Genomic DNA, 24,526 nt, shown 5'->3' with positions numbered 1-24,526 from the left:
AATGAGCAGATTAGATACAAGAGATTTGGTTGAAAAGTATAATTTTAGGTTTACGAAGAGTTTAGGACAAAACTTTTTAACTGATGAGACAGTTTTAGATGATATAGTTAATGGTGCAGAAATATCTAAGGATGATTATGTTATAGAGATTGGACCAGGTGTAGGGACTTTAACTAAGGAGTTAATTCAAAGGGCAAGAAAGGTTACAAGTATTGAGCTTGATTCAAAGCTTATACCAATATTAGAAGCTGAGCTTTCAAGTTATGATAACTTCAACTTAATTCATAAGGATGCCTTAAAGGTTGATTATAAAGAGCTTATTGGGGATGAGAAAAATGTTAAAGTTGTTGCTAATCTGCCATACTATGTAACAACACCAATTATAGCTAATTTATTAAACGAAGAATTAAACATAAAATCTATCACCATAATGATACAAAAAGAAGTTGCGGAAAGAATAAATGGGGAACCATGTACAAAAGAGTATGGTGCATTTACTCTGCTTTGTAAGTATTATTGTGATACAAAGATAATAAGATTAGTTCCACCAAGCTGCTTTATACCTTCACCAAAGGTTGATTCTATTGTTATAAGATTAGATAAGTTAGATAAGCCAAGGGTTGAAGTTGAGGATAAAAAATTATTCTTTAATATAGTTAAACAGTCATTTAATATGAGAAGAAAAACTTTATGGAATAGTACGAAGAGTTTAGGTTTAGAAAAAGACTTGCAAGAGAAAGCTTTTGCAGATGCAGGTATCGAGCCAACAAGAAGAGGTGAAACTTTAACTATACAAGAATTTGCTAATTTGGCAAATGCAATTAAGAATGTGAAATCTAAATAAATTTTTATTAAAACTCCTTTTACTATTGTAAAAGGAGTTTTTTATCATTTTTTATTTATATGCCTCATATATATATTGTATAAATAAAAATGGAGGTAATAGTATGCCGTCTAAAAAAAGCTATAATAGATTTTTTATCATATTGCAAGAAGATCAAAAGGGGTATGGAGTGGATATAAATAAAACCCCATCAGGCTATGCAAAGCTTGAAATGAGAAATGATAGGGCTAAGACGTCTTTTTATGTTCAAGATATTAAAAAGCAAAATGGACCATACTATATGGTTTTGATAGCCCAAGGGATTGGTGGCACTAGAGAACTTATAAATCTTGGACAGATTAATATAGATGAAGGTGGAAAAGCTGATGTTAGCAGTGAGCATGAGGCTAGCAATATTGCAAATACTAATATTAGCATGGACAAAGTTCAAGGAGCTGGAATCTGTAAAATTAATGGAACCAGAATCAATCCTGTAATGGTTGGTTTCATTTGTGGTGAGGAGTTAAAGAATTGGGCTACATATCCTATTGCAAAGAGTGGCGCAAAAGTTACAAAAACAACAACTATGAAAACAACAAAAACAACTACAATTATTGAAGTGCCTTCAGAAGAAATATCTGAAAAAGAAGTTAAGAAGGAAGCTACAGTAGTTGAAGAAAAGAAAAAAGATACAATAGAAGATAGCCGCTATAGAAAGGAACCAGAAGATGAAGATTCAAATGAGGTTGCTAAAATTGAAGAAACAAGCAACGTAGAAGATGAACCAATAGTAGAAGGTGCAGCTCAAGACTTTGATGAGTATGAAGAGCAAATTGAAAGATTAAAAGAGTATAGAAAAAAGCACAATTCAAGGCAATGTGATGACGAACATGAACATCATGACCATAATGATAAGGATGAATATCCAGTTGGGCCAATGGGAGAATTCTTTAAGAATGTTATAAGGGGACTAGAGAAGGTTGGAAGAAAGGATAGCATTAAAAATTGCACATGGTATAAGGCACATGTGGAAAATTTAGATGCAATGTATTGTGAAAATGATTATAACAAGTATTCAGTTATATTTTATCCAATGATTTGTTACTACCCATATATAGCAAAGTATAAACATTTTATGATTGGATATAAGTGTGATGATGAGGGTGTGCTTAAATATATAATTTATGCAATACCTGGGACAAGAGCGTTAATAGATCAGCCATATGAAGGTAAGACTGGATTTGTAACATTTATGAGTGATCCTGAAAATAGTGAAAAAGGTCATTGGTTGATGTACTATGATGTAAAGAAAAATTCAGTGGTTGTACCTGTGAAAACATCAAAATAAGTATATGGTATGTATATAAGCAGAGTAAACTCCTATTTTTAAGGGAGTTTATTCTATTTTTTGAATGTAGTACATAATATATAGTAAAAGGAGGGGGACAAAGGATGTACGTAGATAATGGGGGAAAAAAAATAGGACTAGCTTTGATTCTAGTAGGATTAATGATAGTGATTATAGGATTCGGAAAACATTTTGAGGAAAGCTTAAAGGTGGCAACTTTGACTCAAAATAATATGGTTAGCTTTAAAGATTATGAAGTTTTAGAGGGGGAAATAAAATACAAGCTTCCTATAGATTGGATATGCGCAGAAAAAGTAAGCATAAACAGCAGTGAAGTCTATAAAAATGAATTTATGTCAGAAGATACAAATATTTATGGTTCAATAGAGGTTGTGAGTGGAACCAATGGTGTTGAAGAAGCAATGGAACAATGCCTTGCAGGGATTAAAGACATGGGAATAAATAAATATGACAGGGATACATTAAGAATTAATAAAATGAATGTTGAAACTGTAGAGTATGATATAAAGTTTACTAATAATAGTGTTAAGCATGCATATGAATATTATGTGCCTTATGAAGACAATATGGTTAAGGTAACCTTTATTATTAGTGATGAAAAATCCAGAGAAAATACTAATGTAGTATTTGAAAACATAGTAAAGACTTTTTCTTTTGATAATTAGTGTTACATTTGCTTTCATTGGGAACAAATATTATAATAAACATAAGAAAACTGAGAAATGCTTGAGGGTGTTTTCAAGATGGAGGAAAGTTGTGAGGAAATTTAGGAAATCTTTAGCTATAATAATGTTAATGTCAGCTATGATGATTCTTTCTGCCTGTAGTGTAGGTGGTAATGAGGATTTTGAGTATATGAAGCAAAGAAATATTATGCAGGTAACTATTCAAAGTACAAGAGATAAGAAATATAAGTTTTCAGTTACGGATACAAACCTTATTAATGATATATATGAAATACTATCTAGTTCTACAGTTGTTGAAACCAAATCAGAGCTAGAACCAGATTATATTTTAGAGATATATGAGAGTCCAACAGAAGTTAAAACATTTAATTATGTTGCAGGCTTAGATAAAACAGATGGAGCTAATTTATATGATGGAGATAGTTATTATATTGTATCTAAGAGATTAGACACTGATATCATTAGAAACTTCACTAACATTAGAAAACCAATTGATTTTGAAAGTGTGTACTACAATTCAATAATAAATTGTTTAAGTCAGTATAAAGATGATACTAAGACTAAACAAAAAATTGGTGTTGATATAATAAATGATATAGAAATATCAAGATTCCAGATTTCTACAGATATTGAGAACTTTAAAAAGCTTCTAAAGAAAGAGGAAATTAGTTATATTAATAGTGAAGAAGATAATCCAGATGCTGAGGTTATTGCAAAGGTTAGAACAAAAGGTTTTACAAGTAAAAAGTATAAAGCTGTTGTCACCTTTGAAAATAAGACAGATGGAACTAGTGTAGAGTATTATATAAATTGTATATATAGTGATGGTCAGTGGAGTATAAAAGCTACAGATACTAAACCAGAAGAGTTTTAACATAATATACAAAGCCGCAGAGAAAGTTATTCTTTGCGGCTTATTTATATTTAATATAATTTTTATTAAGTATTCATAGATTTTTCAGCTCTAGGTGGTACTAAGTGCTTAGTTAATCTATTTACATCAATTACAGAGCATATTCCCATACAAATAGCACAGTTTAGTAAGTTATAGCTTCCATTGTACACAAGAGAGTAAATAAGCGGTGTCATATTATAATCAGCTGCATAGCTGCCCCAGAAAATAACTCCAGCAATATAGTTAAAGATAAACATTACGAGGAAGCCAGCACCAATTGCTAAAAACTTATTCTTCTTGAAGAAGCCAGAAAGTCCTATAGCCATGAAGGGAAGAGTGTAGTCAAATAAAACTTGAATAGGATGCAGTATATAAGCAGGTCCTATGACAAAGTTTAGTACACTATAAACAAAGCCAGTAAATATTCCAATTATCGGTCCATAGATTAAGGAAATTAAAATTATCGGAAGCATTGCAGCTAAGTTAGCACTACCACCAAAGGGAAGTTGAAATAGCTTAATAAAGCTTAAGATTACTGACATTGCTACGGCTAGAGCTATGTGACTAATAAGTCTTGATGAAAAATTGATTTTTTTTACTTTAATAAATACACAATATAAAATTAGTATACCTACTAAGGTTGCGATACTTGTCCAACTGGACATGATGCCTTGGATGTTTTCTAAAATTCCACTTAAAAATTTCATGAGAAGTCCTCCTTTAAATTTGTGCTAAGGACTAGTAAAAAAACCGTGCTCATAAAGAACACGGTTAAATAACTAAGTATTAACTTGCGGTTATTAATCGCTTCCCTACGCTAGCATTATCTAGGTCAGGTAAAGGGTTAATGAAAATTCATTTCTCAGCCTATGGCACCCCTAGCACTATATTTTATCTTCAACAATATTTTAACATATTTACATAAAAGTTTCAATGTTGAGTTAAAAGTAGTCTATATATTTTTCATTAGGTGTAGATTCAATGGTTGTTATGCTTACAAGATTATCAATAGTTATGTCATTAGGCAAAACTGAGAATGGAACAGATTTTGTTGTGCCATCTTTAAATTCGATGGTAACACTAGATTCCAGTATTTCTTTAATTTTTCCAATCATATTAAAACTCCTTTGTTAGAAATAGAATATTATTAGTATTTAATATTATTCTATAAATATTCAATAAAAGGGTTTATTTAATAATAAAAGGCAGAAATAAATTTTATAATTTATTTCTGCCTTAATGGATAGATAATACTATTTATAGTTTTGTAACGTTTGATGCTTGAGGACCTCTGTCACCATCTACTATTTCAAATTGAACTTTTTGTCCTTCTTCAAGAGTTTTGTATCCATCACCTTGAATGGCAGAGAAGTGTATAAATACATCTTCACGACCTTCTACAGACAAAAATCCAAACCCTTTCTCGCTATTAAACCATTTAACTGTACCTACTTCCATATAAATCTCCGCTATAGCTAAAAAAACACTAGCTACCCTCTTCAACATACTCAGTTTTGCGATGCTACTCCTGTTGGTCTCGTACTCTAGGGTTATAACCTTCAAAAGCGAAGGATTAGCGGAATCTCCTTTCAAAATATTTGACCATTATCTAATCTAGATAACAGTTATAGTTTTCTCAATAAGAAGATTTTTATACTATATTATTTAATTATTCTTTTGGCAACATAGTATGCGTTACTATAGTATGCTGAGTTAAGATTTGAAATTCTTACAACATCACCAGGCTTTGGTGCATGGATGAATAAATCATTGCCTTTATATATTCCAACGTGAGAAATATCATTAGGATCAGACTCATTAGTTGTGAAGAATATTAAGTCACCAGGCCTTAAATCGTTTCTATTAACAGTTTTACCTTGGTGTACTTGATAGTAAGTTGTTCTCTCAAGGGTTATGCCCAATTGCTTATATACATACTGAACTAAACCAGAGCAATCAAAACCAACTGGAGTAAACCCACCCCATAGGTATGGAACTCCTAGATATTTTTCAGTTTCAGCAACAACGTTAGCACCGGTATATATGCTTTCAACAAGAGGTGTTTCTCTTACAAGAGGATTTGTAGAATCACCTTCATTAGCTACAGTTACGTAACCTTCGCTTACATATCCAGTAGTTGAACCTACCTGTACTTTATACCATCCAGAAGTATAAGAAATTATCGGAAGTCTACTTCCATATCTAGCAGTTGATATTATAGAATAATTAGTTCCAGCACCTGAACGTACATTTAAAGCATCTGCAGTAACAATAGCAACCTTACCATTTACGTCATGAGATGGTTGGTCAGGAGCAGGAGTTTCATTTGAACTAGAATTTATTTTAATATAATCTGCACTTACGTAGCCGTATGTATTATTATATTTAATTTTATGCCAACCGTTAGAAGTTTCAGTTATTTCCACCTTTGCCCCAGATCTTAAAGTACCAACAATGCTATTGCTTGTACTAGCACCAGAACGGACATTTAGTACATCAGCATTTACAGTTCCTGTATTTATTACAGTAGAACCATTGTTTGAGGAACCAGAATCTGATGGTGGAGGAGTAGGAGTTGATGTAGAACTAGTAGTGATGTAATCAGCACTTACATAGCCTGTCCCACCATTAAATTTAATTTGATGCCATCCATTTGATGTAGAAAGAATTTCTACTTTAGCACCGCTGTAAAGTGAACCAATTATTTTATTACTTGTACTAGCACCAGCTCTAACGTTTAGAGCATCAGCATTAACAGTTCCAGTAGAAGTTACAGCTCCAGCTGAATCAAGTTTAACGTAATCGCTAGATATCCAGCCTGTTGAATTATTATAGCTTACTTTATACCAGCCACTACTCATTTCGATTATAGATACCTTTGTATTTTGTTTCAAAGTTCCAATAATACTGCTAGAAGTATTAGGATTTGCTCTAACATTTAGAACATCTGCAGTTACAGTACCAGTGGTAGCAGAACGAGATGTCAGGGTAGAGCTATCACCTGGGTCTGCTAGTGCGACAGTTTGAACAGAAGCAGCTATGGCAGCACCGGCAGCTAATGTTCCAAGGACTTTTAAAGTGTTATTTTCCATAAAACTACCCAACCTTTCAAAAATAGTTATCTTATTATAATAAATACCGTTAATACCTAAATTATATTCCGACTTAGATGGAAATACAACAAAATATTACAATAAAATGGATTAGAATGTATTTGAATTAATATATTCTTCATGAGCAATGTTTTTTCATTGATGTGGAAATTTCTGATTAATATTTATGGAAGGCATAAATTTACGTTAGTCAAATTAAAGATTTGGAGGAATATTTAAGGAAACTCCTTCTCATGTTTATTCGAAGGAGTAAGTTCGCATTAGCTAAATCAAAGATTTGGATGTTCACTTAATGAAAAACATTGAATAGATGAAGGGGATAAATTATAATTAGTATGAAAATCATTTTAATTACATATTTTATATGGAATTATATTCGATCTTGGGGATTAAAAGGAGATGAGTATTATATTAAATTTACAAAATAATGACACAAGAGATGAGATGGATATAAAGAAAGTCAGTGTGGTGAAAAAGGTTGTATACATGGCTATGTTTATAGCAATTACTGATGTTTTATCTAGATTCTTATCAATACAGCTACCTTTTTTAAAGTTTACATTCTCATTTATTCCAATAGCTTTAGCTGCAATGATATTTGGACCAGTATATGGTGGACTTGTAGCAGGGATAGAGGACTTAATAGGAGCAATGTTATTTCCAACAGCAGCATTTTTTCCTGGGTTTACTTTAAGTGCTGCTCTGGTTGGTGTTATATATGGACTAGTCCTTTATAAAAAACCAAAAACTACAACTAGATTTATAATTGCAAACACAATAATAGCAGTAGGAGTTAATATTATTTTAAATACATTATGGCTTGTTATCATGTATAATAAGGGTTTTATAGCATTAGCAAGTACTAGAATTATTAAAGCATTAATAATGATACCAGTTGAGGTTATAATGCTTAAACTTTCATGGAGATATATTGGTGAAAAATTAGAGAAATCAATATAAAACTCTAAGAAATAATCTTAGAGTTGAAGGAGTCTTACTTGATTTCTAGCTGGGGGAAGTTCATCTAAAACTAAAGTATTCGAGTTTAAATTCATAGCATTTTTCATAAGTGATATGAATTTTTCTATTCCTTCACCAGGGAAGCTTAATTGAGACGTTTTATAATGCATAGGAATCACAAATTTACTTTGGATTTTTCTACACAAAGAATAAGCAACTTCAGCATCAAGAGTAAAGTTACTACCAATGGGAATGAAGAGGACATCGATGGAGCCAAGCAAATCTATTACGTCATCTGTTAGCATGTGACCAAGGTCACCGAGATGACAAAGTCTGAAATTGTCAGCTTCGTAAGTGAAAATTATATTACTTCCTCTTTTAAGTCCGTTTACTTTATCGTGGTATGAGGGAAAGCCTTGAATTTTAATGTCATAGGAATCATAAGTTCCAGGGGATGTTAAAGATAAAAAACCTGGATTAATCTCTTTAGTGAAATTGTGATCAAAGTGATTATGACTAATTGTTACGATATCTACAGAACCTTTATATGGTGAATTTCCAAGTGCAGGGTCAAAGGGATCTATTAAGATTTTTGAGCCCTGTGATGTTTCAAGAAGAAAACAAGAATGTCCAAGCCAGGTGATAACCATACTATTACCTCCAAATAATTAATATATTTTTAAGTATGAATAGTATCGTAATTTTTATTCAAGAATGCAGTAAAAGTAATGTAAATATTAAAAGGCTTTACATTGAAAATTTTATGTAATATAATTAATACAAAAATAATTTTACCGTAAAAGAATATAAAGGCTAAGAATAGGAGAGTACTTTAATTACAAACTTAAAGAGAGTGGGAAAATGGTGGAAACCCATAGGGAGAGTTAAAGGAAAATCACCTAGGAGCCGAGAACTGAAATAATAAGAGATAGCTTCGTTTGATTTTGTTTGAAGGGGTACTCATAGAGTAAGTTTTTCCGTGTTTCTGCGTTAAAGAATAGGATATGTTAGTATCTGAATTGAAAGCACTGTAGGTGGTATAAGCGAATCAACTTCGTCCTTTAGTAGGGCGGAGTTTTATTTTTAATCTATTATATTTGGAAATAGGTAAAATAAAGTTAAGTTTTGTTAAGAATAGTAACAGACGTACGAATAATGTATAAGGAGGAAGAAAGGGTATGTACAAGAAAATCGATAACACAAAGTCATTTATGGATATTGAAAAAGATATACTAAAGCTTTGGGAAGAAAAGAATGTAATCCAAAAGAACTTTGACTTAAATGATGATGGTGAATTTTTCACATTTTATGATGGTCCACCAACAGCGAATGGTAAACCACACATAGGACACGTTATAACAAGGGTTATGAAGGATATTATTCCTAGATATAAGGTTATGAAAGGCTATAAGGTTTTAAGAAAAGCTGGATGGGACACTCATGGACTTCCAGTAGAGCTTGAAATTGAAAAGAAGCTTGGAATCTCTGGTAAACCACAAATCGAAGATTATGGTGTAGAGGCTTTCGTTACAGAGTGTAAAGATAGCGTATTCTCTTATGTTGAAATGTGGAGAGAAATGTCTGAGAGATTAGCATACTGGGTTGATATGGAAAATCCATATGTAACTTACCACAATGATTATATAGAATCAGTATGGTGGGCTTTAAAGAGAATGTGGGATAAAGACTTACTATACAAAGGTCACAAGGTAATGCCTTACTGTCCTAGATGTGGAACAACTTTATCTTCTCACGAGGTTGCTCAAGGATATAAGGATGTTAGAGATAGTTCAGCTTATGTTAAGTTCAAGCTTAAAGGTGAAGATAAATATATATTAGTATGGACAACAACTCCTTGGACATTACCAAGCAACGTTGCTTTAGCAGTAAATAAGTCTTATGACTATGTTGAAGTTTTACATGAAGGAGAGCACTTAATTCTTTCTAGAAGCCTATTAAATAAACTTAATGGAGAGTATGAAGTTATTGCTGAATTCAAGGGAGAAGAACTTCTTGGAAAAGAATATGAGCAAATGTTCAAGTTCGAAACTCCAGAAGAAAAAGCTTTCTATGTTGTTCATGGTGATTTCGTAACATTATCAGATGGTACTGGTATAGTACACATAGCACCTGCATATGGAGATGACGATAACCAAATTGGAAAGAAATATGGTCTTCCATTAATAAACTTAGTTGATGGAGAAGGTAAATTTGTACCTGCAGTAACTCCATGGGCTGGAATATTTGTTAAGAAGGCTGACGAGAAGATATTAGCATTCTTAAAAGAAGAAAATATTCTTTATAAGAGTGAGAAGTTCTTACACTCATATCCACACTGCTGGAGATGTGACACACCACTTCTTTACTACCCAAGAGAGAGCTGGTTTGTTAGAATGTCTTCTGTTAGGGATCAATTAATAGAAAACAACAACAAGATAAACTGGATGCCTGATAACATCAGAACAGGAAGAATGGGTAAATTCCTTGAGAACGTAATTGACTGGGGAATTTCAAGAAACAGATACTGGGGTACTCCACTTCCAATATGGGAATGTGAATGCGGACATAGAGAAATGATTGGAAGTGTAGCTGAGCTTCATGAAAAAGGTATAAATGTACCTGAAGGAATAGAGCTTCACAAGCCATACATTGATAATGTTAAGCTTGACTGTCCTCACTGTCATAAAGAAATGACAAGAGTTGAAGAGGTTATTGACTGCTGGTTTGATTCAGGTTCAATGCCGTTTGCACAGTACCACTATCCGTTTGAAAACAAAGAGTTGTTTGAAGCTAACTTCCCAGCACAATTTATATCAGAGGCTGTTGACCAAACAAGAGGATGGTTCTATACATTACTTGCAATTTCAACAACAGTATTTGAGAAGAATCCATTTGAGAACTGTATCGTATTAGGTCACGTTCTTGATAAAGATGGAATCAAGATGTCTAAGCACAAAGGAAATGTTCTTAGTCCATTCACAGTACTTGAGAATGAAGGAGCAGATGCTTTAAGATGGTACTTCTATACAACTAGTGCACCATGGCTTCCATCAAGATTCTATGAGGATGGAGTTATTGAAGCACAAAGAAAGTTTATCGGAACGTTATGGAATGTATACTCATTCTACGTGTTATATGCTGACTTAGATAAGTTCAATCCAATGGATTATAAAGAGTTTAAATCTGAAAATGTAATGGATAAATGGATGATGTCTAAGCTTAACACTTTAGTTAAAAACATCGATGAGCATTTAGAGAACTACAGAATTACTCAAGGAGCTAAAGAGCTTGAAGCTTTCGTTGACGAGTTATCTAACTGGTATGTAAGAAGAAACAGATCTAGATTCTGGGGTGAAGAGCTTACAGAGGATAAGATTGGAGCATACATGACTCTTTACAGAGTACTTACTACTTTTGCAAGAGTTGCATCTCCATTCATACCATTTATAACTGATGAGTTATATCAAAATTTAGTTGTTGCATTTGATAAGGAAGCACCAGAAAGTGTTCACCTATGCAGATGGCCAGAATACGTAACAGCTGAAGTTGATAAGAAGTTAGAAGAGGAAATGGATACTGCTTACAAAATAGTTCAGCTTGGAAGAAGTGCTAGAAATGGTGCTAACATAAAGAACAGACAGCCACTTGGCAAAATGCTTGTGTCTGTAGCATCACTTCCTGAATACTATGGTGACATCGTTAAGGAAGAGCTTAACATTAAAGAAGTTGAGCTTGGAGCTGACCTTTCTAAGTATGTTAACTTTGAGATTAAGCCTAATCTTCCAGTACTAGGAAAAGCTTATGGTAAGATGATACCAGGAATAAGAAAAGCTATTGGCGCTATGAACCAAATGGATCTTGCACAAAGAATAAATAGTGGAGAAATAGTAAAAATAGATGTAGATGGAACTGAAATAGAGCTTAACAAAGAGAACTTACTTGTGACAATGCAAGGTCTTGAAGGATTTGCATTTGCAGGTGAGGGAGAGCTTGGAGTAGTCCTTGATACTAATATTTCTGAAGAGCTTAGAGAAGAAGGACATATAAGAGAAGTATTAAGTAAGATTCAAAATATGAGAAAAGAAAGTGGATTCGAAGTTTCTGATAAAATTTACTTATACTTTGCAGGAAACGAAGCACTTGAAAGTATCATAAAGAAATTTGAACAGCAAATTATGAGAGATACTTTAGCTCTAGAAGTAACTTATAATAGTGAAAAAGCTGTAAATGAAGTTAAAATAAATGGAGAAAAGTTACTTCTTCAAGTAGAGAGAGCTTAATAAGCTTATACAGGAGAATAATTTACTACATTATAGGAATAAATAAATTTAACTAACTGAATTTGATTTTCAGTTAGTTAAATTGTATAATTAAGGTAAATATAATTTAGGGGTATAAGAAAGAAGAGGGGTGAAATAATGGCAGCATCAATTAAGGATGTAGCAAAAGAAGCTAATGTTTCCATAGCTACAGTTTCGAGAGTTCTAAACGATATAGACGTTGTTAACCAAGAAACAAAGCAGAGAGTTTTAGATGCAATTGAGAAGTTAGATTACAGACCTAACATTTTAGCTAGAAGCCTTAAAACTCAAAGGTCAAGCACTATAGGAATTATAATTCCTGATATATCAAACTCACTTTATCCAGAAATCGTTAGAGGTGCAGAGGATTTAGCTAGTATATATAATTACAACATAATGCTTTGTAACACCGATTTAGATAAAAATAGAGAGAAAGAAAGCTTTAATATTCTTAGAGAAAAAATGGTAGATGGAATAATCTACATGGGAGATTCTCTAGATGCAGATATAAAAGCTGCAATTAAAAATTCAGGAATTCCAGTTGTATCTGTAGGTACAATGGATGATGAAGACGAAGTGCCAAGTATAGGTATAGATAGTTATTCAGGAGCAAAAGAAGCTGTTGAATATTTAATATCACTTGGAAATAAAAACATAGCATATATAGGTTATGATAGAGAAACAGCTTTAGAGCATGAAAAGATTTATGCTGGATATAGAGATGCTATGTCAAATGCTGGACTTTTAAATGAAAACTTAGTTTATCGCGGAAACCTTAAGTATGAACAAGGAATTGCTGGTATAAATAAGATTACTGAAAGTCAACAGGTTGATGGAGTTATTTGCGGCTGTGACCAAATGGCTATAGGTGTTATAAATGCATTAAGAGAAAAAGGAATAAAGGTTCCTGAAGATGTTAATGTAATCGGATTTGATAATATTGCACTAGCTGCAGTATATCATCCAAAATTAACTACAGTAGCTCGTCCTTTATATGACATGGGTTCTGTTGGTATGAGACTTCTTATTAAGCTTATTAATAAGCTTCCTATAGAAGAAAGCTATTACAGATTACCATATGAGTTTGTAAAGCGAGATTCTTGTAAGTAATTAAATATGAATATAAAAAAGGTGGATTTTTAAATCCACCTTTTTATTTATCTTTCCATATCAATAGTTTCAGCAGAAGTACAAGCTGAGTTATCTGCCACATTTTTTATAGTAGAGGTCTTACTTTCCTTTAAGAAGGCTGTTCTACTGAAGGTAGGGGTTGAAAATACACCAGCACCATTAATACAGCCGCCATTACACATCATACCCTCAATAAAGTTTCCAGGAAGTCTATTTATTTTAGCAAGGGTTAAAACCTTTTTAATCTCTTCAGGGCCTGAAACCTTAAGAGGTTTAAAGGTAGTGTCAATATTTTCACTTCTCACATAGTTTTCTATTGAAGCTGTTAAACCACCAGCGATTGCAAAGCCACGTCCAAATACAGAACCTTCATTAATATCCATCTCATCACAAAGAGCAGGATCAATATCAAAAGCATCAAGCATTGCAGATAATTCTTCAAAGGTAAGCACATAATCTACTGCACCTGCAACCTCTGGTCTTGTAATTTCAGCTTTTTTTGCTGTGCATGGACCTATGAATACTATTCTTAGCTCAGGGTCTTCAGCTTTTAATAAACGAGCAGTTGCTATCATTGGAGATATAGTTTTTGAAACCTTAGAAATTTCACTAGGGAATTTCTTTTCAATATAATTTAAGAAGCCTGGACAACAAGAATTTGTCATATAGGTATCTTCATTTTCCATTCTTTCTAAGAATTCTTTAGTTTCATGTATGGTAACAATATCAGCACCACAAGATGCTTCTACCATATCTTTAAAGCCCATTTTTAATAAAGCAGATTTAATTTGTCCTAGTGAAACATTAGGACCAAATTGTCCAGAAATAGATGGAGCAACAATTACTGACATTGGTCTTTCACGTTTAAGGCGTTTTGTAACAGGAACTACGAAGCTTTTATCAGAGATAGCTCCAAATGGACATGCATTCATACATGCACCGCATTGAATACAGTCTTCATTATTTATAATAGCTCTTCTGTCATCGTAACTTACACTTAGAGCTCCAGTTGGACATGCAACTTTACAGGGCCTAAGAACCTCAGATATTGCATTATAAGGGCATGCCTTTTTACACAAGCCACATTCCTTACAGAAGTCTTGATTTATATAGGCTTTACCACCAACTGTCATCATTGCATTAGCAGGACATACTTCCTTGCATTTATGAGTAAGACATCCCCTACAGGCTTCTGTTACTGTATATTTATTTATTTGGCATCTATCACAGGCAGATTCTATTATGTACATTATTTGATCTGTGTATCGAATATCTATAAGCTTACTGTATTCATCATCAATTGGCATATATCCTGCTGCAAGCTTTGCACGCTGATTAACAATAGCTCTTTCTTTATATACACAGCAGCGATAAGTTGGATTACGCTTGTCTATAATAAACTTGTGAATATTAAATATTTCTTCAGTAGTAAGGTTATTATTCATTGCAAGAATAACGATTTGTTTAAGAACCTCATGTTTAATTTTTTTTAACGTAGTTTCAAATGTGAACATATAAACCCCCTTGATTGCTGTATATTCAAAATTATCTAAATTAATTATATCATTAAAAAAGAAAGATACAATAGAGATATTGTTAAAAAAATAACTATCATTATTATAGTGTAATATATTCTACCGGTGAAGAGTAAACTAATACGAGGATTAAATGTAGTAAGTTTTATATAAAGGAAGTGTAGCAGTGAATTATATTTCTGACAAGGCTGTAATTGGAGAAAAGGTTGCAATAGGAAAATTTTCTGTAATAGAAGATAGAGTTGTAATAGGGGAAAATTGTATTATTGGACATAATGTTGTGATACATGAAGACACAATAATAAAGGATAATGTAAGAATCGATGATAACACAGTTATAGGAAAAATACCCATGAGAAGTGTAAATAGTATTTTTAAGGATGAGGATAAATTAAGTCCTTGTATAATAGGTGAAGGTTGTTTAATTGGAGCTTGTGTAATTGTATATAGAGGGGCAGAGATTGGGGATAAAACTTTAGTTGCGGATGGAGCTGCAATTAGGGAAAATGTCACTGTAGGAGAAAGAACCATTATAGGAAGAGGAGCGACAATTGAAAATTTCTGTACTGTAGGCTCTAATTGTAAGATACAAACTAATGTATATTTAACTGCATATTCAACAGTAGAAGAAAACGTATTTATAGCTCCGTGTGTTGTTACTTCCAACGATAATTATGCTGCAAGATCTAAGGAACGATTCGGAAAATTTAAGGGTGTTACTATTAAAAGGGGCGGAAGAGTTGGAGCAGGGGCTGTTATTCTTCCAGGAAAAATTATTTGGGAAGAAGGATTTGTAGCGGCAGGAGCACTAGTAACAAAAGACGTTCCTACCCGCAAAATAGTTATAGGAAGCCCTGCAAGGGTATTAAGAGAAGTGCCTGAAGATCAACTATTAGAAAATCAGTAATATAAAATATGGAAAAATACATGGTTGTATAATATAATTTAAATAGTATCTTATTGCCTATAATTAAATTTTAACATAAAAGATAATATAAATACGAAGTTGGAGGGAAAAGAATGGAGTACAAAAATAAGTATGATTTATGGATGAATTCAGCATCTATAGATGAGAATACAAAAGAAGAGTTAAGAGCTATTTCAGATGAAAAAGAGATAGAAGATAGATTTTATAAGGATTTAGAGTTTGGTACAGGTGGACTTAGAGGAGTAATAGGTGCTGGAAGCAACAGATTAAATATATATACTGTTGGAAAAGCAACTCAAGGTTTTGCTAATTACTTAAACAATCATGGAAAAAGTCCTAAGGTTGCAATTGCGTATGATTCAAGAAATATGTCTGCAGAGTTTGCAGAATATGCTGGAAGAGTTTTAGCGGGAAATGGTATTAAGGTTTATTTATATGATAAACTAACACCGACTCCAATGCTTTCTTTTGCTGTTAGAGAACTAGGCTGTGATGGAGGAATAGTATTAACTGCATCACACAATCCTAAGGAATATAATGGATACAAGGTATATGGAAGCGATGGGTGTCAGGTTACAGATGTTGCGGCAAATGAAATAATAGGATACGTTAATAAGGTGGATACATTTAATGACGTAGTAGTTATGGGTAAAACTGAATCTATTGAAAATGGATTTATAAATTACATTGGGAATGAGATGTATGAGGCTTATATTGAGAGAGTTAAAGGTCTTACAATAAGAGATGAATTAGTTGAGGAACATGCAGCAGATTTAAAAATAATATATACACCTATCCATGGAACAGGAAATATTCCAGTTAGAATGATATTAGATAAGCTTGGATACAAACAAGTTGAGATTGTAAAAGAGCAGGAGCTTCCTGATGGAAACTTTTCAACAGCACCATATCCTAATCCAGAGGATAGCAAGGTATTTAAATTAGCATTAGAAATGGCTAAGGACTTTAATCCAGATATTATTCTTGGAACAGACCCTGATTGCGATAGAATTGGTGCGGTAGTTAAAGATAATAGCGGAGATTACAGAGTATTGACAGGAAATCAAGTTGGAGTTCTTTTAACTCATTATATTGTTTCTTCTTTAAAAGATATAAATAAGTTAACTCCAGCAGGAACTATAATAAAGACAATAGTTTCAACTGATATGGTTAAACCAATCTGTAAGGATTATGGTGTTAAACTTGAAGAAGTATTAACTGGATTTAAGTATATCGGTGAGCTTATAAAGAATTTTGAAAGTACACCAGACGAGAATAAATTCTTATTAGGATTTGAAGAAAGTTACGGATACTTAGCAGGAGACTTTGTTAGAGATAAGGATGCTGTTGTAGCAGCAATGCTTATTTGCGAAATGACTCTTTACTATAAATCAATAGGAAAAACTTTATATGAAGGTTTAATTGATTTATATAATAAATATGGATACTATAAAGAAAAACTTATATCTATAGAATTAAAGGGTAAAGAAGGACAAGAAAAGATTGGAGAAATTATAGAATTCTTCAGGAATGAGGATATTAAGACCTTTGGTGATTATAAAGTTGCTGTTAAAGAAGATTATAAATTAAGTACTAGAATAAATATTGAGACTAATAGTGAAGAAGAAATAACTCTTCCAAAATCTAATGTACTTAAATTTATATGTAATAATAGCTGTTATTTTGTAGTTCGTCCATCAGGTACAGAACCGAAGATGAAGATTTATTTAGGTGTAACTGGTGAATGTGAAAAGTCAGCAGAGGATAATCTTAAATACCTAGAGGAAAATGTATTAAAGAGTATAAATAGCTTGCTATAATTGCATTTTAAAGTATTGTTTTAGTGAGTTTAAATTGCTTTGCCGAATTAGTATAAGGTGAGGCAGTTTAAGATAAAAAGATGTTGAACATTAAAGGTTCAACATCTTTTTCATTTAAGGGATAGTTATTACTGGCACTTCCTTGAGGTCTTCATTGAAGTCATTTATAGTCGGTGAAGTTAAATTATCTTTATTATTAGAGGGATTAGATGTTTTAGTATTTGAGCTATCTTCACTATATTCATATTGAGGAGTATAAACAGGTTGATTAGCATTTAAAAAGATCTTGTTATCGTTAAAAATATATTCAAACATCTGCTCTTCCGTATAGTCAGCATCGTACCATAGATAGTAAGTTCCGTTTATTTCAGCATCATTACAATATTCATCTCTAGGGAAACGCTCCTGCTCTATTGTAGCTGTACTCATTGATAAAACATTAGCCGCAAGAGTTAAAATTTGTTTGTTTGATAAGCTGGTTTCAACATAAGGAAGAAGGTTTTTGGACATGCTAACAAGTTCCTTAGGGCCAGCTGATGATATTTTATTAAATATTTCATTTAGGATTTTACGATGTCTGCTTGTTCTATCAAAATCGTTATGGGAAGTATTACGGATTCTACAATATCCAAGGGCTTGAAAGCCATCTAAGTGATAGGTGCCAGTGGAATTAAGTTTAACAGGCCTAGGATCAGAGCCAATTAGGCTGTAAGCACTTTTAAGATGTTCAGTTAAACCATCCAACTCTTCTTGAGATAAATTAATATCTATGCCATTTAAAGCATCCACAATTTCAACAAGTTCATCAAAATTTACTTTAACGTAATCTGTAATATTTAATCCAAAATTTTGATTTAAAGTCTTAATGGTAAGCTCTGCACCACCATAGGCATAAGCGTGATTAATCTTATCATTGCCGTATCCTGGGATGTTAACATAGGTGTCACGCATAATTGATGTGATTTTAAGCTTGTTATGTACAGGGTCAAGAGTACCTATCATTATTGCATCGCTTCTACCTGAGTCTTCACTAGACTCATCTACACCCAATATTGCGATATTAACTATATCTGCAATTTCGTCAACTTCAAGACGCTTAGAAACATCATCACGGACTCCTAAGTTAGTCCTATCGAGTACACCTCGGCTTATTTTAGAAAGAAAACTGTTTCCTGTTAAAAAGGAAATACAGATAATTGTTATTATAATTATAAAACAAGAAAGTATAACTTTAGAAAAAGTTTTACTAGGTGAATCTTTACTCATAACGTACCACCTCCGTTATAAATTATCGTCAATAAAATATGTTTTAAACTTTTTAATACGATGTTTATTAAGAATAATAACTAAAAAAAGGTAACTCATGGTACTTGCTTTCAGCGAAATGAGCTCATGTTAATTAAACAAATAGGGAGACAATCCTAAGGGAAACATATGAGGTGGAAATTTTCATTAACACATTTGAATTTATATTCATACTATGTAAGGAAACAATTAAAAAGGTGATAGGCGTGCTATATGCATTAATATTGGCAGGAGGAAAAGGCACAAGGCTGTATCCTTTGTCAAGATCTAACAATCCAAAGCAATTTCTAAAGGTTTTGAATGAAGATAGTTTTTTGACCAACACTGTGAAGCGTATTGAGCCATTAGTTAACAAGGAAAATATATTTGTAGTTACAAACAAGGAGTATATAGATAAAATACATGAGGAATTACCGCAGATTAAGAAAGAAAATATATTTGTAGAACCAAGCAATAAAGAAACTGCAACCTGTATCGGTTTAGCTGCTGCTAAGCTGTCAAAGATGGATCAGGATGCAGTAATGATAGTATTACCATCAGACCACTATATTGAAGGTGAAAAAATATTTACTGACACAATTAAAAGTGGCGTGGAGCTGGCAGAAAAGAAGAGAGGTTTAATAACTGTAGGGGTAAACCCTACAAGGCCAGAGACAGGATATGGTTATATTGAAATGGGTGATCCAGTTACAAATAATATGGATACTTATAGGGTTGCTAGATTTACAGAGAAGCCAAATATTGAGGTTGCTAAGGATTTTATATTAAAGGGAACTTATCTATGGAATTCTGGTATGTTTATTTGGCGAGCAGATGTATATTTGAGAGAGATGCAAAAGTATTTACCAAAGATGTATACTTCAATGAGTGAGATTTATAAACATGTAGGTGAAGCTGACGAGGATGAAGTAATAGAGAGAGAGTATAAAGTAATTGATGGTATTTCCGTAGATTTTGGAATAATGCAGAAGACGAGGAAGGCTTATGTGATACAAAGCAAATTTCAATGGGATGATATAGGTAGCTTTGCAGCATTAGCAAGATTTATAGAGGAATCAAAGGGCAATAGAGTCCTTGGAGCAGCATATTTAGAAGAAAGTGAAAATTGTACGGTGTTTGGCAAGAAAAATCTAGTAATAGGCTTTGGAGTTAAGGATTTAGTAATAGTAGATGCTGGAGATGTAATTTTAGTAATGGATAAAGAAAAGGATCAGGAACTAAAGCATCTTCTAAATGAAATGAAAAAAGAAAAAGAGTTTGAAGAATTCTTATAAAGCAATAAAGGATAGCTGTTTTATGCAGCTATCCTTTATTATTTGGAATCTTCTATCATGCTATAGACTTTTTCATAGGCATTCAGGGTGTTCATAGCAGTTTTCTCCCAGGAAAACTCAGCGGCTCTTTTTAAAGATTTTTCTTGAAGATTTTCTCTTAATGAATTATTACTTATTAAAGTTTCCATTGCATTTTGAAGTTCCGTATCACTAAAAGGATTAATTAAAAGACCATTATCTTTAACTACTTCTGGAATAGAGGTGGTATTTGAGGTTATTACTGCAGTACCACAGCTCATTGCTTCTAGAGGTGGAAGTCCAAAACCTTCATAAGTAGATGGATATATGAAGCCTTCGCAGGCATTATAGTATATAGGCATATCCTCATCAGGAGCAAAGCCAGTAAATTTAATATAGCTTTCCATGTTTAAAGATGACACAAGTTTAACCAGCTCTTGAGATTCATCACGATAAGAGCCAACGATTACAAGATTATAAATTTCATCTAAATGAGGAACGATCTTCGCAAAAGCGGTTATAAGACCATGAACATTTTTACGTTTGCTAAAGCCACCTATGTATAAGAGAAAGGGCTTATCAACACCGTACTTTTCTTTTATATATTCTTTACATTTGGTTTTATCTAATGGTGCATATTTTGAGTCTGCAGCAAGGGGAGTAACAAAGATTTTGTCAGGATTAATAGGAAAAAATCTTAAAATATCTTCTTTAGAATATTCCGATACAGTTAAAATTCCGGAGCAATTCTCAATAATATAAGGCATTTCTTTTAAAAATTTAAGCAAGTAACCACGACCAACTGTTTCTGGCATGATGTATGGAATTAAATCATGAATAGTAACTATCGTCTTGCATTTAGTATCATCATTCAAGCCTATTCCGTTTTGTGGAATATGATACAAATCTATTTCTTCCCTTTTTATATTTTCGGGAAAAAAGTTTTCTTGAAAGTATCTTTGATATTTTTTTGAGCACATAACTAAATTTGTATTTTCATTTTGATATTGATGATAGTTTAATCCAGACCAATAAATCTGATAATAGTTTCTTTTGTCTATGTTAAGTAGGTTTTTTAAAAGATTTTCAGCATAAGTACCTAGTCCACTGCCCTTATACCAATTAATTCCTCTACCATCAATGGCAATTCTCATAATTACAACTCCTTAAAAACTTATATAATATATATTAATCCATGAACAAATAAGTGTTACAAATACTTGAAAACTAAACACACATTTATTCATAACTTCATATATTACATATAGAAGGTTATGGAGGAGGTTTTCTTGAAAAATATAGATATATTGAGGATTCTTAAACAAGAATACAACATCGAGGCTAAAGAGGTTGAAAAAATCAAAGGAGCATACAGAGTAGAGACTGAGGACAAAGTTTATTGCTTGAAAATTGTTAAGTATGAGCTTCAACATTTTTTATTTATATTATCAGCAATAAATCACTTGAATGACAATGGATTTAAATATGCACCTGAAATAATTAAAACTGTGAATGGTAAAGAATATATAGCTATTGATGGTTTTTTTGCTTATATAACTTGTTGGCTTAGGGGAAGGGAAGTTTCTTATGATAATCCTATAGAGCTAGAGTTAGCAGCAAGAAAGCTTGCAGAGCTTCATAAAGCCAGCCAGGGTTTTGTGGTTGAAGAATACATGAGGCCAAGGGTAGGATGGTTTAAATGGATTGAAGTATACAGAACTAGGCGAGGAGAAATCTTAGATTTTAGAGATAGGATATATACAAAAAAACATAAAACGATGTTTGATTTTTACTTTTTACAGCTTATGGAGGGAGCACTAGATCAGTGTGATAAGTCTATAGAGGATTTATGCAATAGTAAATATGAAATAAGGATGCTTGAGGAAGTAAAAAATGGGGGCTTCTGTCACCATGATTATGCACATCACAATATACTAATTGGTGATGACAATGAATTAAATATTATTGATTTTGACTATTGTATATTGGATACTCATCTTCATGATTTATCAAGTCTGCTAATAAGGGCTATGAAGTATGATAAATGGTGTGAGGAACGTATGAAGATTATATTAAGAGCGTATAACGAGGTATATCCGTTAAAGCAAGAAGAAATACCTATAATGGCTGCATTTATGGAATTTCCACAAGACTATTGGCAGAGAGGAATTCAATACTACTGGGAGAACAAGCCTTGGGATGAAGAGTTCTTTATAAAAAAAATAAAAGTTTATGAGGATGACCGAAAATGCAGACAGGAGTTTTTAGAAAGATTTAAAGAAGTTAAAATCAGCGATCTTTAAAGGAGGGAAGATTTTGGCTAGGAATGATGATGATAGAAATTTAAAAGATATAGATATGGTTGAGGAATTAAAAACCTTAGACGATTATGATAAAAAGCTAGAAGATATGGAGGCCCAAATTAAGGAATTAAAGAAAATCAAAAGAAGAAGGAAAAAAATGATGGAGCTTGAGTCTGAAAGAGATGATATCATAAAGAAAATTAATAAGGTCGATAAAACTAAACATAGATAGAGGTGAGGGAATGGAGAGATTTTTTTATGATAGTTTTCAGGAATATCTATGTTCGAGAGGTGTAAAAAAAGTTAATTTCATGCTAAAGAGCAATGAAGCTTTAAATAAAAGGATATTAGAGAAAAAGGTTATTAATCAGCTTTATATTATTAAGGAAGTTCATAATTTGTCCTGTGGATTTAATGGCTACTTGAGAAAAAGGATAAATAACCAGACTTGCAAACTTGTTGAAGAAGAAAAGATTCAGTTAAAGAAGTTTAAAAGAAGTTTAGAAAATATAAAAGAACGTGGACCGCAGGATAGAATTGAAACTATAGTTTTAGATAGAGGATATGAGCTTTTAGATAGAGGACAAAAGTGTATAGATGTTATAACTGAAAATGGATATATGGATCTAGTAGCTAGAAGTATGAAAAATGTTGAAATCTGTTTAACAGAAGTAGACTTTGATAATTTAGGTAAAAGTGATGCTATTGAAATTGTTAATTTTGATGACATAGCATACAACATGGTAGAAATGGATTGCTACTATTTCTTGGCAAAGCTTAAGAGAAAAGGGTTTTATGTAGATTTTGAAGGCGCAATAGAACAATTTTGTAAATTAGAGGATTTAGGACAGGAAAGCAACATATTTATCAGATCACTTTTATCTTATCCTTATGAATTTTTTAAAGTATACGAAAAATATAAGAAAAATAAAAAGAACTGGAGTGAAGATGAGTATGTGAGGAGGATGCTTAATGGGATTAAGGAAGATGAAGAGTCCTTAATATAAGGAGGTACTTATTATGGAGACAAGATTTTCATATAAGGAGTGGCTTAGTATGTATGACTTAGATATAAAGCTGTTTGATAACTACGATTTTATCGTGGAGGATTCAATCCCTTTAAGGAAGGTTTTTATTTTAGTGACAGATAAGGGGAACAAGATAATAAAGCGCGTTACTTATAACGAAGAAGAGCTAGAGTTTGTACAAAAAAACATAGATTATTTGAAAAGTAATGGTTTTAATAGAATAATTAATTTTTATAAGAATAAAGAAGGGAAAGTTATTACACCATGGAAGAATAAAAACTATATAGTTATGGACTTAATAGAAGGAAGAGAATGTGATTATATTAATCCATTGGATATAAAGCTAGCTGTAAAGAGCTTAGCAGAACTGCATAATGCATCAAAAAATATAGAGTTTGATGTTGATTCAAAGAAATTTATGGGGTTTAAATTAATAAACCTATTTGAGGATAAATTAAAGGATTTAATTAAAATAAAAAATGAATTTAACAGTTATGAAAATAAGAATGAATTTCATAATGTATTTTTAAGCAATGTTAATAATCAAATTGAAAGAATAGAATTAGGAATTTCAATTTTAAAAAATTCAAAGTATAAAGAACTTTGCAGCAGTGGAGACAACTTTATTCTTTGTCATCACGATTTAGCTTATCACAATATTTTAGTTTTTAATGATGAAGGTTATTTTATAGACTTTGATTATTCTATAATTGACTTAAGAGTTCATGATTTATGTAATTTTATAAATAAGGCTACAAAACATAGTTGTTTTGACTTTGAAGTTTTGAAGATGATTATAGATGAGTATAATAAAAATACTAATCCGTTAACTCAGGATGAATATGAGGTGCTATATGGAATGCTATGCTTTCCACAAGGATTTTATTCAATAGCGTCAGATTATTTTTATCGAAAAAAACTTTGGCAATATGATAGTTTTTTGTATAAAATATCTAAAAAGGTGCAAGATATTAATGAGCGAGAAGAAATGATTGAAAACTTTAAAAAAGCTTACGTTGATGCTACTTTTTAGTCCC

At 32.2% G+C, this 24,526-nt stretch carries 22 protein-coding genes and 1 riboswitch; of the genes, 14 read left to right on the top strand and 8 right to left on the bottom strand.

Annotation, left to right across the window (positions count from 1 at the left end; genetic code table 11):
* Position 1: 1 nt before the first annotated feature.
* From rsmA to BN1075_RS09190, 4 genes are all read left to right on the top strand, one after another.
* Positions 2–844: a 16S rRNA (adenine(1518)-N(6)/adenine(1519)-N(6))-dimethyltransferase RsmA gene (gene rsmA, locus BN1075_RS09205; protein WP_040192806.1), complete on the top strand. Its 843-nt coding sequence runs from the start codon at positions 2–4 to the stop codon at positions 842–844.
* A gap of 103 nt (positions 845–947) precedes the next feature.
* Positions 948–2,171 (top strand): hypothetical protein, encoded by a 1,224-nt coding sequence (locus BN1075_RS09200; RefSeq protein ID WP_040192805.1) that lies wholly within the window; start codon positions 948–950, stop codon positions 2,169–2,171.
* 104 nt (positions 2,172–2,275) lie between these two features.
* A complete protein-coding gene (locus tag BN1075_RS09195) occupies positions 2,276–2,857 on the top strand; it encodes a hypothetical protein (RefSeq protein WP_040192804.1) in 582 nt (193 codons plus the stop codon).
* A 91-nt stretch (positions 2,858–2,948) separates the two neighbouring features.
* The gene (locus BN1075_RS09190) at positions 2,949–3,752 is read left to right on the top strand and encodes a YhfM domain-containing protein (RefSeq protein WP_052406490.1); all 804 of its coding nucleotides are present in this window, start codon (positions 2,949–2,951) and stop codon (positions 3,750–3,752) included.
* Between the two features lie 65 nt (positions 3,753–3,817).
* Here the strand turns inward: BN1075_RS09190 and thiT are convergent, their stop codons facing one another.
* From thiT to BN1075_RS09175, 4 genes are all read right to left on the bottom strand, one after another.
* Positions 3,818–4,480 carry an energy-coupled thiamine transporter ThiT gene (gene thiT, locus BN1075_RS09185; protein WP_040192803.1) on the bottom strand — a complete coding sequence of 221 codons (663 nt, stop codon included), beginning with the start codon at positions 4,478–4,480 and terminating at the stop codon, positions 3,818–3,820.
* A gap of 85 nt (positions 4,481–4,565) precedes the next feature.
* Positions 4,566–4,663, bottom strand: a riboswitch (TPP riboswitch).
* A 51-nt stretch (positions 4,664–4,714) separates the two neighbouring features.
* Positions 4,715–4,888, bottom strand: a complete 174-nt coding sequence (locus BN1075_RS21555; RefSeq protein WP_156132780.1) for a hypothetical protein — start codon at positions 4,886–4,888, stop codon at positions 4,715–4,717.
* A gap of 142 nt (positions 4,889–5,030) precedes the next feature.
* Complete coding sequence (locus BN1075_RS09180; RefSeq protein ID WP_040192922.1) at positions 5,031–5,231, bottom strand: cold-shock protein; 201 nt, start codon at positions 5,229–5,231, stop codon at positions 5,031–5,033.
* A gap of 203 nt (positions 5,232–5,434) precedes the next feature.
* Positions 5,435–6,865: a C40 family peptidase gene (locus BN1075_RS09175; protein WP_052406489.1), complete on the bottom strand. Its 1,431-nt coding sequence runs from the start codon at positions 6,863–6,865 to the stop codon at positions 5,435–5,437.
* A gap of 420 nt (positions 6,866–7,285) precedes the next feature.
* On the opposite strand from BN1075_RS09175, the gene BN1075_RS09170 reads away from it, so the two are divergent.
* Positions 7,286–7,846: a folate family ECF transporter S component gene (locus tag BN1075_RS09170; RefSeq protein WP_081911537.1), complete on the top strand. Its 561-nt coding sequence runs from the start codon at positions 7,286–7,288 to the stop codon at positions 7,844–7,846.
* Between the two features lie 17 nt (positions 7,847–7,863).
* Here BN1075_RS09170 and BN1075_RS09165 read toward each other — a convergent pair whose 3' ends face one another.
* A complete protein-coding gene (locus BN1075_RS09165) occupies positions 7,864–8,496 on the bottom strand; it encodes an MBL fold metallo-hydrolase (RefSeq protein WP_040192802.1) in 633 nt (210 codons plus the stop codon).
* Positions 8,497–9,024: 528 nt separating this feature from the next.
* Here BN1075_RS09165 and ileS point away from each other — a divergent pair.
* Complete coding sequence (ileS, locus tag BN1075_RS09160; RefSeq protein WP_040192801.1) at positions 9,025–12,126, top strand: isoleucine--tRNA ligase; 3,102 nt, start codon at positions 9,025–9,027, stop codon at positions 12,124–12,126.
* A 138-nt stretch (positions 12,127–12,264) separates the two neighbouring features.
* On the top strand, positions 12,265–13,257 hold the full coding sequence (locus BN1075_RS09155) for a LacI family DNA-binding transcriptional regulator (RefSeq protein WP_040192800.1): 993 nt from the start codon (positions 12,265–12,267) through the stop codon (positions 13,255–13,257).
* Between the two features lie 47 nt (positions 13,258–13,304).
* On the opposite strand, the gene BN1075_RS09150 is transcribed toward BN1075_RS09155, so the two are convergent.
* The gene (locus BN1075_RS09150) at positions 13,305–14,792 is read right to left on the bottom strand and encodes a 4Fe-4S dicluster domain-containing protein (protein ID WP_040192799.1); all 1,488 of its coding nucleotides are present in this window, start codon (positions 14,790–14,792) and stop codon (positions 13,305–13,307) included.
* Positions 14,793–14,979: 187 nt separating this feature from the next.
* On the opposite strand from BN1075_RS09150, the gene BN1075_RS09145 reads away from it, so the two are divergent.
* Together BN1075_RS09145 and BN1075_RS09140 are read left to right on the top strand one after the other, a co-directional pair.
* Positions 14,980–15,720, top strand: coding sequence for an acyltransferase (locus BN1075_RS09145; protein WP_040192798.1), 741 nt, complete (start codon positions 14,980–14,982; stop codon positions 15,718–15,720).
* A 113-nt stretch (positions 15,721–15,833) separates the two neighbouring features.
* Positions 15,834–17,561: a phospho-sugar mutase gene (locus tag BN1075_RS09140; RefSeq protein WP_040192797.1), complete on the top strand. Its 1,728-nt coding sequence runs from the start codon at positions 15,834–15,836 to the stop codon at positions 17,559–17,561.
* A 114-nt stretch (positions 17,562–17,675) separates the two neighbouring features.
* On the opposite strand, the gene BN1075_RS09135 is transcribed toward BN1075_RS09140, so the two are convergent.
* Positions 17,676–18,827, bottom strand: a complete 1,152-nt coding sequence (locus BN1075_RS09135; protein ID WP_052406488.1) for an LCP family protein — start codon at positions 18,825–18,827, stop codon at positions 17,676–17,678.
* 245 nt (positions 18,828–19,072) lie between these two features.
* On the opposite strand from BN1075_RS09135, the gene BN1075_RS09130 reads away from it, so the two are divergent.
* Positions 19,073–20,140: a mannose-1-phosphate guanylyltransferase gene (locus tag BN1075_RS09130; protein WP_040192918.1), complete on the top strand. Its 1,068-nt coding sequence runs from the start codon at positions 19,073–19,075 to the stop codon at positions 20,138–20,140.
* Positions 20,141–20,178: 38 nt separating this feature from the next.
* Here the strand turns inward: BN1075_RS09130 and BN1075_RS09125 are convergent, their stop codons facing one another.
* Positions 20,179–21,312: a glycosyltransferase family 4 protein gene (locus BN1075_RS09125; protein WP_040192796.1), complete on the bottom strand. Its 1,134-nt coding sequence runs from the start codon at positions 21,310–21,312 to the stop codon at positions 20,179–20,181.
* A 135-nt stretch (positions 21,313–21,447) separates the two neighbouring features.
* On the opposite strand from BN1075_RS09125, the gene BN1075_RS09120 reads away from it, so the two are divergent.
* From BN1075_RS09120 to BN1075_RS09105, 4 genes are read left to right on the top strand one after another with little or no spacing between them, the layout of a single operon-like run.
* On the top strand, positions 21,448–22,461 hold the full coding sequence (locus tag BN1075_RS09120) for a CotS family spore coat protein (protein WP_040192795.1): 1,014 nt from the start codon (positions 21,448–21,450) through the stop codon (positions 22,459–22,461).
* A 13-nt stretch (positions 22,462–22,474) separates the two neighbouring features.
* Entirely contained in the window at positions 22,475–22,693 is a 219-nt protein-coding gene (locus BN1075_RS09115) for a hypothetical protein (RefSeq protein WP_040192794.1), read from the top strand.
* A 10-nt stretch (positions 22,694–22,703) separates the two neighbouring features.
* Positions 22,704–23,468, top strand: a complete 765-nt coding sequence (locus BN1075_RS21915; RefSeq protein ID WP_040192793.1) for a hypothetical protein — start codon at positions 22,704–22,706, stop codon at positions 23,466–23,468.
* 13 nt (positions 23,469–23,481) lie between these two features.
* On the top strand, positions 23,482–24,522 hold the full coding sequence (locus BN1075_RS09105; protein ID WP_040192792.1) for a CotS family spore coat protein: 1,041 nt from the start codon (positions 23,482–23,484) through the stop codon (positions 24,520–24,522).
* Positions 24,523–24,526: the final 4 nt, after the last annotated feature.

Origin of the sequence: Clostridium culturomicium (assembly GCF_000821305.1) — a bacterium.
Lineage (GTDB): Bacteria > Bacillota > Clostridia > Clostridiales > Clostridiaceae > Clostridium_J > Clostridium_J culturomicium.
This window is presented reverse-complemented; position numbering and strand designations above follow the sequence as displayed.

Coding starts and splice junctions, on each gene's coding strand:
- rsmA (WP_040192806.1), top strand. CDS start 2: ATGAGCAGATTAGATACAAGAGATTTGGTTGAAAAGTATAATTTTAGG.
- BN1075_RS09200 (WP_040192805.1), top strand. CDS start 948: ATGCCGTCTAAAAAAAGCTATAATAGATTTTTTATCATATTGCAAGAA.
- BN1075_RS09195 (WP_040192804.1), top strand. CDS start 2,276: ATGTACGTAGATAATGGGGGAAAAAAAATAGGACTAGCTTTGATTCTA.
- thiT (WP_040192803.1), bottom strand. CDS start 4,480: ATGAAATTTTTAAGTGGAATTTTAGAAAACATCCAAGGCATCATGTCC.
- BN1075_RS21555 (WP_156132780.1), bottom strand. CDS start 4,888: ATGATTGGAAAAATTAAAGAAATACTGGAATCTAGTGTTACCATCGAA.
- BN1075_RS09180 (WP_040192922.1), bottom strand. CDS start 5,231: ATGGAAGTAGGTACAGTTAAATGGTTTAATAGCGAGAAAGGGTTTGGA.
- BN1075_RS09175 (WP_052406489.1), bottom strand. CDS start 6,865: ATGGAAAATAACACTTTAAAAGTCCTTGGAACATTAGCTGCCGGTGCT.
- BN1075_RS09170 (WP_081911537.1), top strand. CDS start 7,286: ATGAGTATTATATTAAATTTACAAAATAATGACACAAGAGATGAGATG.
- BN1075_RS09165 (WP_040192802.1), bottom strand. CDS start 8,496: ATGGTTATCACCTGGCTTGGACATTCTTGTTTTCTTCTTGAAACATCA.
- ileS (WP_040192801.1), top strand. CDS start 9,025: ATGTACAAGAAAATCGATAACACAAAGTCATTTATGGATATTGAAAAA.
- BN1075_RS09155 (WP_040192800.1), top strand. CDS start 12,265: ATGGCAGCATCAATTAAGGATGTAGCAAAAGAAGCTAATGTTTCCATA.
- BN1075_RS09150 (WP_040192799.1), bottom strand. CDS start 14,792: ATGTTCACATTTGAAACTACGTTAAAAAAAATTAAACATGAGGTTCTT.
- BN1075_RS09140 (WP_040192797.1), top strand. CDS start 15,834: ATGGAGTACAAAAATAAGTATGATTTATGGATGAATTCAGCATCTATA.
- BN1075_RS09135 (WP_052406488.1), bottom strand. CDS start 18,827: ATGAGTAAAGATTCACCTAGTAAAACTTTTTCTAAAGTTATACTTTCT.
- BN1075_RS09125 (WP_040192796.1), bottom strand. CDS start 21,312: ATGAGAATTGCCATTGATGGTAGAGGAATTAATTGGTATAAGGGCAGT.
- BN1075_RS21915 (WP_040192793.1), top strand. CDS start 22,704: ATGGAGAGATTTTTTTATGATAGTTTTCAGGAATATCTATGTTCGAGA.
- BN1075_RS09105 (WP_040192792.1), top strand. CDS start 23,482: ATGGAGACAAGATTTTCATATAAGGAGTGGCTTAGTATGTATGACTTA.